This window comes from Shinella curvata (assembly GCF_022899935.1).
GTDB classification, from domain to species: Bacteria; Pseudomonadota; Alphaproteobacteria; order Rhizobiales; family Rhizobiaceae; genus Shinella; species Shinella curvata.
The window spans coordinates 327804-344167 of record NZ_JALJCJ010000007.1; the positions used below are offsets into that span (position 1 = coordinate 327804).

Sequence of the window (16364 nt, forward strand, 5' to 3'; positions counted from 1 at the left end):
GAGAAACCGATGACGCTGATCCTTGCCTCGCAGAGCCCCTTCCGGCGTATGTTGATGGAAAATGCCGGCCTGAGCTTCACGATGGAGGCGGCCCGCATCGACGAACGCGCCGTCGAAACCGCGCTCGCGGCGCGCAATCCATCGCCGCAGGATGTCGCCGAGACGCTGGCGATCGAAAAGGCGCGCGATGTCGCAGGGCGCCATCCGGGTGTGCTCGTCATCGGATCGGATCAGACGCTGTCGCTGGAAGGCCGCGTGTTTCACAAGCCCGCCGATATGGCAGAGGCGAAGTCACATCTTACGTCGATGTCGGGTCGCACCCATTCGCTGAATTGCGGCGTCGCGCTGGTGCGGGACGGCGAGACGCTGTGGAGCCAGGTCTCTATTGCGCATCTCACGATGCGGCCGTTGTCGGCCAGTTTTATCGATCGCCATCTTTCTCGCGTCGGCGACAAGGTGCTGGCGAGCGTCGGAGCCTATCAGCTGGAAGGCGAGGGTGTGCAGCTCTTCGAGCGCATCGACGGCGACTATTTTACCATTCTCGGCCTGCCGCTGCTTCCGCTGCTGGCTAAGCTTCGCGAACTCGGTGCCATCGATGCATGATTCACGTGAAACATTGTTAAGAAATGCCTTTGTCACGGGCTGTCCCGTCAAACATTCGCGCTCACCGCTGATCCACGGTCATTGGCTGAGTGTGCTTGGTCTTCAGGGATCCTACACGCGGCAGGAGGTGACGCCAGAAGATTTCGCCGGCTTCATATCGCGACTGAAAAGTGGTGAATCCGGCTTCGTCGGCGGGAATGTCACTATTCCGCACAAGGAGACAGCATTCAGGCTCGCTGACCGGCCGGATGCGCTGAGCGAGGAGCTCGGCGCTGCCAATACGCTCTGGCTGGAGGATGGCGTTCTTCATGCCACCAACACGGATGGCTACGGTTTCCTCGCCAATCTCGATGCGACGGCGCCCGGTTGGAACAAGACGGATCGGGCGGTTATCCTCGGTGCAGGCGGGGCCAGCCGGGCGATCATCCAGGCGGTGCGCGATCGGGGCGTCGGCGAAATCCATGTGGTCAACCGTACCGCCGCGCGGGCGCAGGAGCTTGCAGACCGTTTCGGCATGAAGGTACATGCCCATTCCATGGGTGCCCTGCCGGAGGTGATGAAAGAGGCCGGACTGTTCGTCAACACAACCTCGCTCGGTATGGACGGCGAAGAAGCGCCGGTCTTCGATTTTTCGCCACTGGCAGACGGCGCTGTCGTCACGGACATCGTCTATGTGCCGCTGATCACGCCGATCCTCGCTCAGGCGGTCCAGCAGGGTTTCGCCGTCGTCGATGGTCTCGGCATGCTGCTGCACCAGGCGGCACCCGGCTTTGAAAAATGGTTCGGTGTGCGCCCCACCGTGGACGACGCCCTACGCCGGATCATCCTTGCGGATATGGAGAAACATTGATGATCGTGCTCGGCCTCACCGGATCGATCGGCACAGGTAAGTCGACGACCGCGGCGATGTTTCGGGACCTCGGCATACCGGTGCATGATGCGGATGCGACAGTCCATGATCTCTATCGCCATGAGGGTGTGGCGCCGGTTGCGGACTGTTTTCCGCAAGCCTTGAAGGAGGGCGCAATCGACCGGAAGGTTCTGTCGGCGATCCTCGCGCAGGCCCCGGAACGGTTTCGCGAGCTGGAAGCCGTCATTCATCCGCTGGTGCGCGCGCGCGAAACGGCGTTTCTGAAAGCGGAACGTGAAAACGGCTCGCCGCTCGTCGTGCTCGATATTCCGCTACTCTACGAGACCGGCGGCGAAAAGCGCGTCGACAAGGTCGTCGTCGTCACCTGCGATGCTGAGACGCAGCGTCGGCGCGTGCTCGCCCGGCCGGGCATGACGGAGGAAAAGTTCGCGCTCATCCTCTCCCGCCAGATGCCGGATGCACAAAAGCGCGAGCGTGCCGATTTCATCGTCCATACAGACGGGGGGCTTGAAGCGGCGCGCAAACAGGTGGAAGAGATCATCGCAACCTTGAGACAAGAGCGGGACTGATGCGCGAGATCATCTTCGATACGGAAACCACCGGCCTCGACAACAAGCTCGACCGCGTCATCGAAATCGGCGGTGTCGAGCTGGAAAACCATTTCCCGACCGGCCGGACCCTGCATCTCTATATCAATCCGGGCGACCGAAAGGTTCATCCTGACGCACTTGCCGTGCATGGCATCACGGACGAGTCGCTGAAAGACAAGCCGCCGTTTGCCGAGGTGGTCGAAAAGATCCTCGACTTTTTCGGCGATGGGCGCTGGGTGGCGCACAATGCCAGCTTCGACATGGGCTTCATCAATGCCGAGCTCGACCGGCTCGGCCGGCCACCGATTCTTCAGGAGAAGGTGACGGACACGCTGGCGCTCGCCCGCCGCAAACATCCGATGGGCCCGAACTCGCTCGATGCGCTTTGCCGTCGCTACGGCATCGACAACTCGCACCGCAAGTATCACGGTGCGCTTCTTGACTCCGAACTCCTCGCCGAGGTCTATATCGAGATGCTTGGCGGCCGACAGGCGGCACTTGGTCTCGGCACGGCGGAAAACGGCCGCAAGACGCTGGTCGAAAACGAGGATGAAGTGATCCAGCCGCTCGGCACCCGCCCGCGCTCCCTGGCGCCCCGGGTTACGGAAGCCGAACAGGCCGCGCACAAGGCCATGGTGGACAAGATGGGCGGCAAGGCGATCTGGGCGAAATACGGCGCCTGAATTCGGCTCACTATCTTTCGCACTAAAAAACGCCCGGTCACGATGTGGCCGGGCGTCTTTGTCTGAGAATGGAAGGTTCGGCTTAGTTGGCCTGAACCTTGGCCTTGACCTGCTCTTCCGCCATGCGCTGGGAGAACATCTGGGCGAAATCGATCGGGTCGATCATCAGCGGCGGGAAGCCGCCATTGCGGGTCGCATCGGAAATGATCTGGCGGGCGAAGGGGAAGAGCAGACGCGGGCACTCGATGAAGAGAACCGGCAGCATGTGCTCCTGCGGGAAGCCCGTGACGCGGAAGACGCCGCCATAGGCGAGCTCGGCGTTGAACAGAACCTTGTCGCCGTCCTTGGCTTCGGCATTCAGCGAGAGGATGACGTCGAAGTCGGTCTCGGAGAGCGGATTGGCGTTGACATTGACGCTGATATTGATGGCCGGAGCCTTGTCGCGGGCCTGCAGCGACCGCGGAGCACCCGGGTTTTCGAAGGAGAAGTCCTTCACATACTGCGCCAGGATGTTGAGCGACGGGCTTGCGCCGTTGGTCTCGGTTGCTGCTTCGGTCATGGAAAGTATCCTTGGAGACTCTGGAAAGTCAGGCCATCTAGCATTTCAGCCCGGGCCTTACAACCCGGGGGTTAGAGGCGGCCGTCGCGATGAAAGTCGGTTTCGTCCAGATCGATCGTGCGCTGAGGCCCGGTTTGTTGCTGTTCGCGGCCGGGACGCGTGCCGCCGACATTGACGACGACGACGTTGCGCATCAGCCTGTTCCAGAGAAAGGTTCTGACCGGTGGCAGGAACAGCGCAAGGCCGACGATATCGCTGATGAAGCCGGGGATCAGAAGCAGGATGCCGGCAATCAGGATCATGGCGGCATCAAGCAGCTCCTTGCCCGGCGCATGTCCGTCCTGGCCGGAGCGTCTCAGCCGCGCCAGCACGCCGAAACCCTGGATGCGCATCAGCACGATGCCGGCGATGCCGGAGAGCACGACGAGCGAGAGCGTCGGCATGAGGCCGATGCGCCGCCCGACGAGAATGAAGCCGGCAATCTCCGCCAGAGGCAGGAGAAGAAAGAAAAGGGGAAGTAGGATTCTCAACATGCGTTCCCAATCTCGCACAGATTCGCGTCATTCGATACTGCCGACCGGCCTTCTGCGCGCCTTCGCCACATTCACGTCATCGCCATTTGAATGATCCGGTTTTGCGGACTATATGGAAAAGGAACAAAAAACAGAAACCGCAGCGGATCGATAATGGGCTCATTCGACTTTGTAACGATTTTCTTCCTCGTGGCTGCGGTGGTCATCTTCCTGCAATTGCGCAGCGTGCTTGGCCGCCGCACCGGCAGCGAGCGTCCGCCCTTCGATCCCTATTCGAAGCGCGAGTCCGCCGCCGAGGCTGATTCGGCCGATCGCGGCAAGGTGGTGACGCTGCCGAAGCGCGATTCGGATGAGGACGAGAATCCCTACGCCGCCATCGATGCGTTCACGCCCGCCGGTACGCCACTCAACGAGCAGCTGCGGGCACTCGCCAAGACGGATCCCTCCTTCAATCCGAAGGAATTCGTCAACGGCGCCCGCATGGCTTACGAGATGATCGTCGTCGCCTTCGCCGATGGCGACCGAAAGACGCTGAAAAACCTTTTGTCGCGTGAGGTCTACGAAGGCTTCGATGCGGCGATCTCCGAACGCGAAAGCAAGGGCGAGGTCGTTCGCTCCAGTTTCGTCGGCATCGAGAAGGCCGATCTCATCGGCGCCGAGGTCAAGGACAGCGAGGCCAATGTGACCGTGCGCATCGTCAGTCAGCTGATCTCCGCCACTTACGACAAGGCTGGTACGCTGATCGATGGCGACGCCGAGACGGTGGCAGAGGTCAACGACCTCTGGACCTTCGCACGCGATATCCGCTCGCGCGATCCGAACTGGAAGCTGATCGCCACCGAATCGGAAGGCTGAGCGAGGCACGCAAATGGACTATCGCCTGGTTCCGGCCCGGTTTTCGGCGCTTCCCGGCTGGGACGAGGACGATCCTTCGCCGCTGATGGCGGGCATGTCCCGCTGTCGCGATCATATCCGCAACGTCAAAGCCTATAAGACGGGCTCGATCGGCATCACCGCCGGCGAGCTCCTGGCGTTGCTGGATGCGGCAGACGCTGAAAAGCCCGAGGGGGCGGCTGCCGTGCGCGCCTTCTTCGAGGCGCAGTGCGTGCCGTTCCGGATCGAGAAGGCCGATGGTTCCACCGGTTTCGTCACCGCCTTCTACGAACCGGAAGTGGCGGTGAAGGCCGAGCCGGATGCCGATTACCGCTATCCCTTCTACCGCCGGCCCGATGATCTCGTCGATGTCGATGACGCCAACCGGCCGGATGGCTATCCGCAAGGCTACGCCTTCGGCCTGCTGAAGGACGGCAGCATCGTCGAACACCCCGATCGCGGCGATATCGAGCGCGGCTATCTCGATGGTCGTGGCCTCGAAATCGCCTATGCCCGCTCGAAGGTCGATGTGTTCTTCGCCCATGTGCAGGGTGCGGCGCGGCTCGTCTATCCCGATGGATCGTTGACGCGCATCACCTATGCCGCCAAGACCGGCCATCCCTTCTCGGCGATCGGCAAGCTGCTGATCGATCGCGGCGAGATCGACGCCGCCACCGTCTCCATGGCCTCGATCCGCGACTGGCTGGCGCGGCATGAGGATCAGGTAGACGCGGTGCTCTGGCACAACCGCTCCTTCATCTTCTTCAAGGCGGCTGCGGTCGAAGGTCTGGCGCTTGGTCCTATCGCGGCCGCCAAGGTGCCACTGATTGCCGGCCGCTCGCTTGCCGTCGACCGCATGATCCACACCTTCGGCCTGCCCTTCTTCATTTCGAGCGACAGCCTGACCCATATGGACGGCGGCAAACCCTTCCGCCGGCTGATGCTGGCGCTCGATACGGGCACGGCCATCGTCGGTCCGGCGCGCGGCGATATCTTCACCGGATCGGGCGATGCGGCCGGCGCGCTGGCGGGCAACGTCCGCAATGCCGCGACTTTCCATATCCTCATCCCGAAGGCGGCAGCGGAGCGCTACCTCCATGCCCAGGGATAAGGCGCTCACCAGCGAGGACCGCATCCTCTGGGGCAAGGTTGCACGCTCGACGCGGGCCATGCCGGGCAAGCTCGATGCCTTGACGGAATTCGAAGCCGTTTTCGCCGAGAAAATCCCGGAAGAGAAAGCCCCCGAGCCGAAGAAGGCCAAGGCCGAACAGCCGGCCGCCGAAGGCATCGCGCTCACCATCGGCCGCGGCAAGGACGCGAAACACTATCCGCTGGAACGCCCGGTCAAGCGCAAGATTGCCAAGGGCCGCCTGGCGCTGGAAGCGCGCATCGACCTGCACGGCATGATCCAGAGCGAGGCGCATGGCTTCCTGCTCGGCTTCCTCATCAAGGCGCATGAGCGGGGCCTGCGCCATGTGCTTGTGATCACCGGCAAGGGCACTTCGCTCGGCAGCGACGGCGCCTTGAAGCGCGCGGTGCCGTTGTGGTTCTCGCTGCCGGAGTTCCGCCCGCTGATCTCCTCCTACGAGCCCGCTGCCCGCAATCACGGCGGCGAGGGCGCGCTCTATGTTCGTCTTGCCCGCCATGGTGAGAAGCGATGACGACGCCCTTTGGCAAGGCCGTGCGCCATCTCAGGGATCGCAAGGGTGTTTCGCAGAAGGAGATGGCGGCGGCCCTTGGCGTCAGCCCGGCGTATCTCTCGGCGCTGGAGCATGGCAAGCGTGGCATGCCGAGCTTCGATTTTCTGCAACGCGTCGCCGGCTATTTCAACGTCATCTGGGACGAGGCGGAAGAATTGTTCCGCATTGCGCAGATTTCCGATCCGCGCGTCGTGGTCGATACATCGGGTCTGCCGCCGGAATATACGGCCTTTGCCAACCGTGTTGCTGCCGAAATCGCCAACCTTCCACCCGAGACCGTGCGCCGCCTTGCCGGCATTCTCGAAAAAGCGTGCAATAACCGGGTAAAACCCTGACGATCCCCTGAATTCTGCCGTGTTTACGGCGCTCGGATTTGGAACTACGGGCCAAAATCCCTATATTCCAAGACTTGGAAAGCGGTGATTCGCCGTGCTTCCCGCCGTCCCGCGAAACCCCTGCGGTTTGCGAAACTCTGGAAAGACGTTTGTATGACTGACACACCCGAGACCGAAAACGGCCCGGCCGAGTATGGCGCAGATTCGATCAAGGTCCTCAAGGGACTCGATGCCGTGCGCAAGCGTCCAGGCATGTATATCGGCGATACCGATGACGGCTCGGGTCTGCATCACATGGTCTACGAGGTCGTCGACAACGCGATCGACGAGGCGCTGGCCGGCCATGCCGATATCGTGACGGTCACGCTCAATGCGGACGGCTCGGTGACCGTGACGGACAACGGCCGCGGCATCCCGACCGACATCCACAAGGAAGAGGGTGTTTCGGCCGCCGAAGTCATCATGACGCAGCTGCATGCCGGCGGTAAGTTCGACCAGAATTCCTACAAGGTCTCAGGCGGCCTGCACGGCGTGGGCGTCTCGGTGGTGAACGCGCTGTCGGTGCAGCTGAAGCTGAAGATCCGCCGCGCTGGCAAAATCCACGAGATGAGCTTCACGCATGGCGTTGCCGATGGTCCGCTGACGGTGACGGGCGAGGCTGGAAACGAGACCGGTACGGAAGTCACCTTCCTGCCCTCGACGGACACTTTCTCCAATATCGAATTCGTCTATTCGACGCTGGAGCACCGCCTGCGCGAACTCGCCTTCCTGAATTCTGGCGTACGTATCCTTCTGACGGACCGCCGCCATTCGGATATCAAGCAGGACGAGCTGATGTACGAAGGCGGCCTCGAAGCCTTCGTGACCTATCTCGATCGCGCCAAGAAGGCCCTCGTCGACAAGCCGATCGCCATCCGCGGCGAGAAGGACGGCATCACCGTCGAAGTCGCCATGTGGTGGAACGACAGCTACCACGAAAACGTGCTCTGCTTCACCAACAACATCCCGCAGCGCGACGGCGGCACGCATATGGCGGGCTTCCGCGGCGCGCTGACGCGCCAGGTCGTTTCCTATGCCGAAAACACCGGCATCATGAAGAAGGAAAAGGTGACGCTGACCGGCGATGACTGCCGCGAAGGCCTGACTGCTGTCCTTTCCGTGAAGGTTCCGGACCCCAAGTTCTCGTCGCAGACGAAGGACAAGCTCGTCTCGTCCGAGGTGCGCCCCGTCGTCGAAAGCCTCGTCAACGAGGCCCTGTCGACCTGGCTCGAAGAGCATCCGGCCGATGCAAAGACGCTGGTCGGCAAGGTCGTCGAAGCCGCCGCCGCCCGCGAAGCCGCCCGCAAGGCGCGCGAGCTGACGCGCCGCAAGGGCGCGCTCGACATCTCCTCGCTGCCCGGCAAACTCGCCGACTGCTCGGAGCGCGATCCGGCAAAGTCCGAAGTCTTCCTCGTCGAGGGTGATTCGGCTGGCGGCTCGGCCAAGCAGGGCCGTTCGCGCGAAAACCAGGCTATTCTTCCCCTGCGTGGAAAAATCCTGAACGTCGAGCGTGCGCGCTTCGACAAGATGCTGTCCAGCCAGGAAATCGGCACGCTGATTACCGCACTCGGCACGTCGATCGGCAAGGACGAGTTCAACGCCGACAAGCTGCGTTACCACAAGATCATCATCATGACGGACGCCGACGTCGACGGCGCCCATATCCGCACCCTGCTGCTCACCTTCTTCTTCCGCCAGATGCCGGAGCTGATCGAGCGCGGCCATCTCTATATCGCCCAGCCGCCGCTCTATAAGGTGGCGCGCGGCAAATCGAGCCAGTACCTGAAGAACGAAAAGGCACTGGAAGATTACCTGATCGGCTCCGGTCTCGACGATGCGGCGCTGGAGCTCGCCTCCGGCGAAGTGCGCGCCGGCCAGGATATTTTGGAGCTGATCCAGGATGCGCTGCGCCTGCGCACGCTGCTCGACGGCCTGCACTCGCGTTACAATCGTGGCATTGTCGAACAGGCGGCGATTGCCGGTGGCTTGAACCTCGAGCTCAGCCATAACCGTGAAGCCTATGCCGCGATGGCGCAGGAAGTCGCCCGCCGTCTCGACCTCATCGCCGAGGAGACGGAACGCGGCTGGGAGGGCTCCGTCGCCACCGATGGCGGCCTGCGTTTCGAGCGCATGGTGCGCGGCGTCAAGGAATTCGCTCATATCGACATGGCACTGATCGGTTCGTCCGATGCCCGCCATATCGACCAGCTGTCGTCGCGCCTCAAGGAAACCTATACGGTCCCGCCGGTGCTGCGCCGCAAGGATGGCCAGACGGAAATTACCGGTCCGCGTGCCCTGCTGGACGCGGTGTTTGCCGCGGGCCGCAAGGGCCTGTCCATGCAGCGCTATAAAGGTCTTGGCGAGATGAATGCCGAGCAGCTCTGGGAAACGACGCTCGATCCGAACGTCCGCTCGCTGCTGCAGGTGAAGGTCACGGATGCCACGGACGCCGACGGCCTCTTCGCCCGCCTGATGGGCGACGAGGTGGAGCCGCGCCGCGACTTCATCCAGGAAAACGCGCTGAGCGTCGCCAACCTCGATATCTAATAGGAAAAGCCCGCCGTCATGCGGCGGGCTGGTCCGGCTTGCAGCGTTTGCAAGCCCGGTAGCCGGCTTCCGATGCCTCCGCTGGCGCTGCATAAAATCGGACATTCTTCCGGAGCGGCGGCCGGGATGGGCAGCCGAAGCGGCAATAGATGCCGCTCGACGCGACGGCATAGACACCGCCTTGGCCTTTATTGCGCTCCGTCAGCGCCGCCCAGAGGCGGTCGTCATCCCAATTATCCATGGCATTGCTCCGGTCTGGCCGGATCAGGGGGCGTTGAAGCGTCCCTCGGAGATGAATTCCGAGACCTTCTTGCGCCCGCTCGGCACCTCGCGCTTCAGGAGGTCCTCCGGCAGGGTTTCCTTCGGCGCAATCTTGCCGATGGCGACGGCCGCTTCCACCCGAAAACCTTCGGGAATGCCCAGAACCTCTTTGGCCTTCTCCCGGTCTATGCCACCCATGCCATGGGCGTGATAGCCGGCATGGGCCGCCTGCAAGGCGAGATAACCCCAGGCGGTGCCGGTGTCGAAGGCATGGGTATAGGCCGGGCGCATCTCGCCGGCGGCATTCTTGCGGTGCGTCTGGGAGACGATGACGATGAGGACGGACGCCTTGTCGGCCCAGCGCTGGTTGCCTTCGTCGAGCGTGTCGTAGATCGTCTGGAACGCCTCGGTGCCGCGATGGCCATAGACGAAATACCAGGGCTGGCCATTGGCGGCGGACGGTGCCCAGCGCGCGGCCTCGAACAGCGACAGTAGCGTGCCCTGCGACATGGCCTCGCCGGTAAAGGCGCGGGGCGACCAGCGGTCGAGGAAGATGGGGGCGATGGCGTGGTCGGCGGTGCGGCCAGTGGGATGGGTCATGGTAAGCCTCGTATCAAATCAGCGCGCCGACCTTAGACCTGGTGCGCGGTCTCGCGAAGCGTCAAAATCGCATGTCTGCTGCATTGTCGAAGGGGTGGCGGAGGCAATATAACGCTGCGAGAAGAGACGCATCGCGAAATGGGAGAACTCCGATGACCTTGAAAGACCCGAGCCTTTTGCGTGAGGCTGCCTTGGTTGGCACGCGCTGGATCGAAGCGGATGATAGCGGCATCGTGGTGAAGAACCCGGCGACGGGTGAGCTTGTCGGCTATGTCCCGAAGCTCGGTGCTGCCGAGACGAAGGAAGCCATCGATGCCGCCGCCGTTGCCCAGAAGGGCTGGGCGGCGCGTACCGCCAAGGAACGCTCGGGCATCCTGCGCAAGTGGTTCGAACTTATGATCGACAACAAGGACGATCTCGGCCGTATCCTCACCATGGAACAGGGCAAGCCGCTGGCCGAAGCTACCGGCGAGATCGTCTATGGCGCAAGCTTCGTCGAATGGTTCGCCGAGGAAGCGCGTCGTCTTTATGGCGATATCGTGCCCGGCCACCAGAAGGACAAGCGCATCCTTGTGATGAAGCAGCCGATCGGTGTGGTGGCAGCGATCACGCCGTGGAACTTCCCGAACGCCATGATCACCCGCAAGGCGGGTCCTGCCTTCGCCGCCGGCTGCGCCATGGTGCTGAAGCCCGCCTCGCAGACGCCGTTCTCGGCGATTGCGATTGCCGTGCTGGCCGAACGCGCTGGCCTTCCCGCCGGCCTGTTCTCGGTCATCACCGGCTCTGCCCGCGAGATCGGCGCGGAGATGACGGCGAACCCCACCGTGCGCAAGCTGACCTTCACGGGTTCGACGGAGATCGGTGCGGAGCTTTACAAGCAGTGCGCGCCGACCATCAAGAAGCTCGGCCTGGAGCTTGGCGGCAATGCGCCCTTCATCGTGTTCGACGATGCCGATCTCGATGCGGCGGTGGAAGGTGCCTTGATCGCCAAGTTCCGCAACAACGGCCAGACCTGCGTCTGCGCCAACCGTCTCTATGTGCAGGAGGGTGTCTATGACGCCTTCTCGGCAAAGCTCGCGGCGGCCGTCGGCAAGCTGAAGACCGGCAACGGTTTCGACGAGGGTGTCATCCTCGGCCCGCTGATCGACAATGCCGCCCTCGAGAAGGTCGAGGAGCATGTCGCGGATGCGGTGAAGAAGGGTGGCCGTGTGGTGCAGGGCGGCAAGCGTCATACGCTGGGCGGCACGTTCTACGAGGCGACGGTCATTGCCGATGTGACGCCGGACATGGCCGTGGCAAAGGAAGAGACCTTCGGTCCTGTCGCACCGCTGTTCCGGTTCAAGGACGAGGATGATGTGATCGCACAGGCGAACGATACGGAGTTCGGGCTTGCCTCGTATTTCTATGCCAAGGAACTGTCGCGGGTGTTCCGCGTGGCCGAGGCGCTGGAATACGGCATGGTGGGTGTCAACACGGGTCTGATCTCCACGGCGGAAGCGCCGTTTGGCGGCGTGAAACTCTCCGGTCTCGGCCGCGAGGGCTCGCGCTACGGCATCGAGGAGTTCACAGAGATCAAATATGTCTGCCTCGGCGGTATTGCCTGAGCAGCCTACAATCTGATGACCCGGCCGGCAAACAATGCCGGCCGGTTTTGTTTCGAGAGGAAAAGTCGTGGCAGCACCCAAAAACGCCTTCAAGGCAGCCCTTCGCGAGGGCCGGTTTCAGCTCGGTCTCTGGGCAGCACTCGGCAGCGCCTATGCAACGGAAATCCTCTCGACCAGTGGCTACGATTGGCTGCTGATAGACGGTGAGCATGGCCCGAACGATATGCCGCTGATCAGCGCGCAGATCGGGGCGCTGCGCCACACACCCACCCATGCCATGGTGCGCCCGCCGATGGGCGAAGCCTGGATCCTCAAACAGTTGCTCGACCAGGGCGCCCAGACCTTCCTGATCCCGATGGTCGAATCGGCTGCTGAGGCCGAGGCTCTGGTGCGCGCCCTGCGCTACCCGCCGCACGGTATTCGCGGTGTCGGTGCCGGCCTTGGCCGAGCCAGCGATTTCAACCGCACGCCGGATTATATCACGACCGCCAATGATCAGATCTGCCTGATCGTGCAGGTGGAAAACCGCGCCGGTCTTGCGGCGATCGACGAGATCGCGGCGGTCGAGGGCGTCGACGGCATCTTCATCGGCCCGTCGGATCTGGCGGCCGATATGGGCCATCTCGGCGATCCCAGCGCACCGGAGGTGCTGGAAGCGATCACGCATATTTTCGCGCGCACCAAGGCGCACGGCAAGGCGCGGGGCATCATGACCGTCTCACTGCCGCAGGCTGAAGTCTATCGCGATCTCGGCGCGGATTTCCTGGCGATCGGCACCGACGTCAACTGCCTCGTTTCGGCGGTCGAAAACCTGCGCCGCAGCTTCCTCGGCGAAAAGGAAGCGGAAAAGCGCGGCGGCGGTTACTGACCGCCGGCAATCGCCAGGAGTTCGGGCTTGGGCACGTCAGGTGTCCAGGTATGAAAATCGACGATGCGGCGGACGAGTTTTTCCGGATGGTGGTTGGCAATGTCGCGCAGGCGGTGATCGAGGAAGGGATTGTCGAAGCGTTCCAGAGTCGCGGCGACATAGGCTTCAGCCTCGTTCCCGAGCCCCTTGGCGGCAAAGCCCGGCACGACCTCCTGCCTGTAGAGAAAGAGCAGCCGCTCGCGAACGCTGATGTCCGACAGGATCGCCTTCACGGTCTCGTCCGCAGACCGGTTCCCCCGAAGCCAGATATCCGCCAGAACCGTATGGCCGAGATTGAGAATGTGCAGTTTCAGCTTCTCATAGGGCGTGAGATCGTCGACGACGAGAATGTTTGGATGCGTGCACGGCACGGTCAGGCCCGGCTGCTTCTCGATTGCCCAGAGCGCATAGGGTTCCGCCACCGCGCCAGCCGGCTCGATCGGCTCGGAGACGATGCGGTCGACCAGTGTATTGGCCCAGATCACATCCTGCGATAGCCAGTTTCGGAAAACGGACTCTGGGTAACGATCGGTTTGCAGGTCGAGGATCAGGCGCTTGAGCACGTCGCCATTGCGCGCAACGAGTTCGCAGGGGAGTATCGTCAGACCCGGTTGGCCGGCGCGGAAGCGATCATGAAGAAGCGCCAGCAACTTACCTGGAAACGAGGCCGGCACGGTACCGGCCCGATCGTCGGGGCCGACCTGGTAGCCGGTGTCGCCCGTATTGGAGATGACGACCTCGGCCTCATCGCGAAAAACGGCTTTCACCGCGTCCCAATCCGTCATCGTCGAAAGAGTGCGGGAAATACTGGTGACGTGCTGCCGGCTATCGATATCCCTGCCATCTTGGCGGCCGCGCATGATGACGGGATAGCCTTCCGGCGCGGCAAGGGCGGTGAGCCGCCCGGCGCGTTCCGGTGATCCAGTCGTCTGCACGACGGTGATACGGCCCAGCGCCTCGCCGCGTTCCAGCGCTTCGCTGACGAAAAGATCCGCATGGGCCTGCAGGAAGCGGCTCGTTCCGAATTGCAGGATGGGCGTTGCCATAGTCGTCTCGTCAGTTGATCGATTGCAGGAGGGTTTCGCGCGCCGATTTCAGGTGCTGGCGGCAGGCGTGCTCGATCCGGGACGGATCGCGTGAACGGAGCGCGGATATATAGGCGAGGTGCTCTTCGAGCGCGCGGGCATTGCGCTCGCGCGCATTCGTCTTGTTCCACTGGTAGTGATAGTGGAAGACGATGGCGATCACGTCGTAGAAATCGACCACGAAGCGGTTCTTCGAGGCGCGGTGCACGAGGAGATGGAAGCGCTCATCGAGCTCGGAAAAGTCGAGATAGCGGTTCTCGATATCGGCGAGGATGGCGTGATGCACCGCCTCGATGGCATCGAGTTCCTGCCAGGCCGGATGCTCCCCAGGCAGATGCGCGAAAGCGGCGGCGGAGCGCAGCTCGAACATTTCGCGCACTTCCGTCAGCTCCAGCGCGAAATCGCGGGTAAAGCCCTTCAGCACCCAATGGCTGTTCGGCCGCTTCTCGATCAGGCCGAAGCGGCTGAAACGGATCAGGAATTCGCGCACGCTCGTCGTGCCGATGCCGATCTCGCGCGCCAGCTCCAGCTCGTTGATCTGCATGCCGGGCTCGGCACCGCCGGCCAGAATCCGGCGCATGAAACTCCGCTCGATGATTTCGGAGAGCGAATCCGTTTCCTCGGTCGGGAAATAATCGGCCGCCACGGGTTTGCGCAGCACGATCTTCCGGCGCTTCTCCCAGGCGAGCAGCCCCACCTCTTCAAGCCGGGTCAGGATGGCGCGCACTGTGGTGCGGCTGACGCTGAGTGTCGCGCCGAGCTCCGGCTCGGACGGGAGGCTTGCCGTCTGCTCCAAGACCTTGAGGCAACGATTGAAAGCGTCTTTGAAGACGGTGTTCTGTTTGGCCATGGGTGCCGCCGGTTGTTGGGGTTCGCGTCCCTTAGTCATTGCGCGGGCAAATGGCCAGACGCGCGGCTGTCACACCGCCTGCCGCATCCTCCCGGCTCCTCCTGTCGTCATATTACCCATTGACGGCAATCTGTCTATTGTCGATAAAAGACAAAAGGGCTGGCGGGAGGACGCCGGCCGGGAGGAAACATGAAGACGCGGACCATCGGGAGGACAGGCCTTGCCGTGACCGAATTCAGTTTCGGTACCGCAGCCCTTGGCGGTCTCTACCGCGCTTGCCCGCGTGACGTGGCGATGGCCACGCTGCAGGCCGCCTGGGATGAGGGCCTACGCTATTTCGATACCGCTCCCTGGTATGGGTTCGGCCTCGCCGAGCGCGTCACCGGCGATTTCCTGCGCGACAAGCCGAGCGGGAGTTACGTGCTCTCCAGCAAGGTCGGCCGCATCATGTTTCCGGTGCCTGACGATAAGGTGCCGAGCTATGGCTATGTCAATCCGCTGCCTTTCGATGTGCGCTACGATTACAGCTATGACGGCATCATGCGCTCGGTCGAGCTCAGCCATGCCCGGCTCGGCCTCAACCACATCGACATGCTCTATGTGCACGATATCGGCGTCTATACGCACGGTGCCGAGCGCAACGCCTTTCACCTTCGCCAGTTCTTCGATACCGGCTTGAAAGCCTTGCAGGAGTTGAAATCGTCGGGCGCCATCAAGGCCTTCGGTCTTGGGGTCAACGAGATACCCGTCTGCCTCGACGTATTGCGCGAGGCCGATCTCGACTGCATCCTGCTTGCCGGCCGTTACACGCTTCTCGACCGCTCGGCCGTTGCAAAGCTGCTACCGCTTTGCGAGACGACAGGGACCTCGCTGGTGGTTGGCGGCGTGTTCAATTCCGGTATTCTGGCAACCGGCCCGGTCGAGGGCGCGCATTTCGACTACATGCCGGCGACAGCAGACATTGCGGGTAAGGTCGGCGCTATGATGGACATTGCGAAAAGCCGGGGTGTGCCGCTTGCCGCACCGGCGCTGCAATTTCCGCTGGAGCATCCGGCCGTCGCTTCGGTACTGATCGGTACGGCGAAGCCGGAGAGCCTGCATCGCAACATGGCGCTCGCGCGCCTGGATTTGAGCAAAGATATTTACCCGGCTTTCGAGCCGCATACGCTGGTGGCGCCCGAACTGGGGCAAGATGCCATCCGGCAATAGATTTCGATCGGAAAGGATCGCAGGACCATGTTGAAAGGCATTCATCCGCTGCTCGGGCCGGAGCTTCTGCACGCGATCAGGACGATGGGACATGGCGACCATATCGTCATTGCCGATGCCAATTTCCCGTCGAGCTTCTTAGGCCCGAAGGTCATCCGTGCCGACGGTGTCGATGCTGTAGGGATCACCGAGGCGATCCTCGCCCATATGCCGCTCGATACCTTCGTGCCGGAGGCGGCGTGGCGAATGGAAGTCGTCGGCGACCCTACCGCGGTGCCGGAGGTCTGCGCGACCTTTCAGGATCTGGTGAACCGGCTGGCGGGGGATTTCACCGTCCATTCGGTCGAGCGTTTCGCTTTCTACGAGATGGCCAAGAAGGCGGCCTATATCGTCGCCACGACGGAATTCCGCCTCTACGGCAATATCATTCTGAAGAAGGGTGTCGTGCACCCGCATGAGGTCTATCGGGTTTCGTAAACCCGGCGGCCACCGTTTGGGAGGACGGGGGACGATGG

General features: G+C 62.5%; 18 protein-coding genes and 2 pseudogenes. 14 read left to right on the forward strand and 6 right to left on the reverse strand.

Annotated features, from left to right (window positions below; all coding sequences use genetic code 11):
• The first annotated feature begins 9 nt into the window (after nucleotides 1–9).
• The 4 genes from MUU55_RS24635 to dnaQ are packed head-to-tail and all read left to right on the forward strand — an operon-like array spanning nucleotide 10 to nucleotide 2747.
• The gene (locus MUU55_RS24635; RefSeq protein ID WP_244763421.1) at nucleotides 10–603 is read left to right on the forward strand and encodes a Maf-like protein; all 594 of its coding nucleotides are present in this window, start codon (nucleotides 10–12) and stop codon (nucleotides 601–603) included.
• A complete protein-coding gene (locus MUU55_RS24640) occupies nucleotides 596–1453 on the forward strand; it encodes a shikimate dehydrogenase (protein WP_244763422.1) in 858 nt (285 codons plus the stop codon). Before MUU55_RS24635 ends, MUU55_RS24640 begins: the two co-directional genes overlap by 8 nt.
• On the forward strand, nucleotides 1453–2043 hold the full coding sequence (gene coaE, locus MUU55_RS24645; RefSeq protein WP_244763423.1) for a dephospho-CoA kinase: 591 nt from the start codon (nucleotides 1453–1455) through the stop codon (nucleotides 2041–2043). The genes MUU55_RS24640 and coaE overlap by 1 nt, the downstream gene beginning before the upstream one ends.
• Nucleotides 2043–2747 (forward strand): DNA polymerase III subunit epsilon, encoded by a 705-nt coding sequence (gene dnaQ, locus MUU55_RS24650; RefSeq protein WP_244763424.1) that lies wholly within the window; start codon nucleotides 2043–2045, stop codon nucleotides 2745–2747. The genes coaE and dnaQ overlap by 1 nt, the downstream gene beginning before the upstream one ends.
• An 82-nt stretch (nucleotides 2748–2829) precedes the next feature.
• On the opposite strand, the gene secB is transcribed toward dnaQ, so the two are convergent.
• Both secB and MUU55_RS24660 read right to left on the reverse strand, forming a co-directional pair.
• A complete protein-coding gene (secB, locus tag MUU55_RS24655) occupies nucleotides 2830–3306 on the reverse strand; it encodes a protein-export chaperone SecB (protein WP_117371977.1) in 477 nt (158 codons plus the stop codon).
• Between the two features lie 71 nt (nucleotides 3307–3377).
• Nucleotides 3378–3839 carry an FxsA family protein gene (locus tag MUU55_RS24660; RefSeq protein ID WP_244763425.1) on the reverse strand — a complete coding sequence of 154 codons (462 nt, stop codon included), beginning with the start codon at nucleotides 3837–3839 and terminating at the stop codon, nucleotides 3378–3380.
• A 153-nt stretch (nucleotides 3840–3992) separates the two neighbouring features.
• On the opposite strand from MUU55_RS24660, the gene MUU55_RS24665 reads away from it, so the two are divergent.
• The 6 genes and pseudogenes from MUU55_RS24665 (at nucleotide 3993) to gyrB (ending at nucleotide 9333) form a co-directional block, all read left to right on the forward strand.
• Nucleotides 3993–4694: a Tim44/TimA family putative adaptor protein gene (locus MUU55_RS24665; RefSeq protein WP_244763426.1), complete on the forward strand. Its 702-nt coding sequence runs from the start codon at nucleotides 3993–3995 to the stop codon at nucleotides 4692–4694.
• Between the two features lie 13 nt (nucleotides 4695–4707).
• Nucleotides 4708–5823 carry a murein transglycosylase A gene (mltA, locus tag MUU55_RS24670; protein ID WP_244763427.1) on the forward strand — a complete coding sequence of 372 codons (1116 nt, stop codon included), beginning with the start codon at nucleotides 4708–4710 and terminating at the stop codon, nucleotides 5821–5823.
• Nucleotides 5810–5912: pseudogene (locus MUU55_RS29405) on the forward strand (Smr/MutS family protein); the annotation flags it as partial. The gene mltA and the pseudogene MUU55_RS29405, both read left to right, overlap by 14 nt.
• Nucleotides 5913–6034: 122 nt before the next feature.
• A pseudogene (locus tag MUU55_RS29410) lies at nucleotides 6035–6373 on the forward strand (Smr/MutS family protein); the annotation flags it as partial.
• Nucleotides 6370–6747, forward strand: coding sequence for a helix-turn-helix domain-containing protein (locus MUU55_RS24680; RefSeq protein WP_244763429.1), 378 nt, complete (start codon nucleotides 6370–6372; stop codon nucleotides 6745–6747). The pseudogene MUU55_RS29410 and the gene MUU55_RS24680, both read left to right, overlap by 4 nt.
• Nucleotides 6748–6900: 153 nt before the next feature.
• Complete coding sequence (gyrB, locus tag MUU55_RS24685; protein ID WP_244763430.1) at nucleotides 6901–9333, forward strand: DNA topoisomerase (ATP-hydrolyzing) subunit B; 2433 nt, start codon at nucleotides 6901–6903, stop codon at nucleotides 9331–9333.
• Nucleotides 9334–9349: 16 nt separating this feature from the next.
• On the opposite strand, the gene MUU55_RS24690 is transcribed toward gyrB, so the two are convergent.
• Complete coding sequence (locus MUU55_RS24690) at nucleotides 9350–9574, reverse strand: Ada metal-binding domain-containing protein (RefSeq protein ID WP_244763431.1); 225 nt, start codon at nucleotides 9572–9574, stop codon at nucleotides 9350–9352.
• Between the two features lie 23 nt (nucleotides 9575–9597).
• Nucleotides 9598–10194, reverse strand: a complete 597-nt coding sequence (locus tag MUU55_RS24695) for a nitroreductase family protein (RefSeq protein WP_244763432.1) — start codon at nucleotides 10192–10194, stop codon at nucleotides 9598–9600.
• 152 nt (nucleotides 10195–10346) lie between these two features.
• Between MUU55_RS24695 and gabD the strand changes: the two genes are divergently transcribed.
• Together gabD and MUU55_RS24705 are read left to right on the forward strand one after the other, a co-directional pair.
• The gene (gabD, locus tag MUU55_RS24700; RefSeq protein WP_244763433.1) at nucleotides 10347–11798 is read left to right on the forward strand and encodes an NADP-dependent succinate-semialdehyde dehydrogenase; all 1452 of its coding nucleotides are present in this window, start codon (nucleotides 10347–10349) and stop codon (nucleotides 11796–11798) included.
• 67 nt (nucleotides 11799–11865) lie between these two features.
• Entirely contained in the window at nucleotides 11866–12666 is an 801-nt protein-coding gene (locus tag MUU55_RS24705) for an HpcH/HpaI aldolase family protein (RefSeq protein ID WP_244763434.1), read from the forward strand.
• Here the strand turns inward: MUU55_RS24705 and MUU55_RS24710 are convergent.
• Nucleotides 12660–13751, reverse strand: coding sequence for a mannitol dehydrogenase family protein (locus MUU55_RS24710; protein WP_244763435.1), 1092 nt, complete (start codon nucleotides 13749–13751; stop codon nucleotides 12660–12662). The two genes, MUU55_RS24705 and MUU55_RS24710, sit on opposite strands and share 7 nt — an antisense overlap.
• 10 nt (nucleotides 13752–13761) lie before the next feature.
• Nucleotides 13762–14640, reverse strand: coding sequence for a GntR family transcriptional regulator (locus tag MUU55_RS24715; RefSeq protein ID WP_244763436.1), 879 nt, complete (start codon nucleotides 14638–14640; stop codon nucleotides 13762–13764).
• 189 nt (nucleotides 14641–14829) lie between these two features.
• On the opposite strand from MUU55_RS24715, the gene MUU55_RS24720 reads away from it, so the two are divergent.
• Both MUU55_RS24720 and MUU55_RS24725 read left to right on the forward strand, forming a co-directional pair.
• The gene (locus MUU55_RS24720; protein WP_244763437.1) at nucleotides 14830–15849 is read left to right on the forward strand and encodes an aldo/keto reductase; all 1020 of its coding nucleotides are present in this window, start codon (nucleotides 14830–14832) and stop codon (nucleotides 15847–15849) included.
• Nucleotides 15850–15876: 27 nt separating this feature from the next.
• Nucleotides 15877–16326 carry an RbsD/FucU family protein gene (locus MUU55_RS24725; protein ID WP_244763438.1) on the forward strand — a complete coding sequence of 150 codons (450 nt, stop codon included), beginning with the start codon at nucleotides 15877–15879 and terminating at the stop codon, nucleotides 16324–16326.
• The last annotated feature ends 38 nt before the right edge of the window (nucleotides 16327–16364 follow it).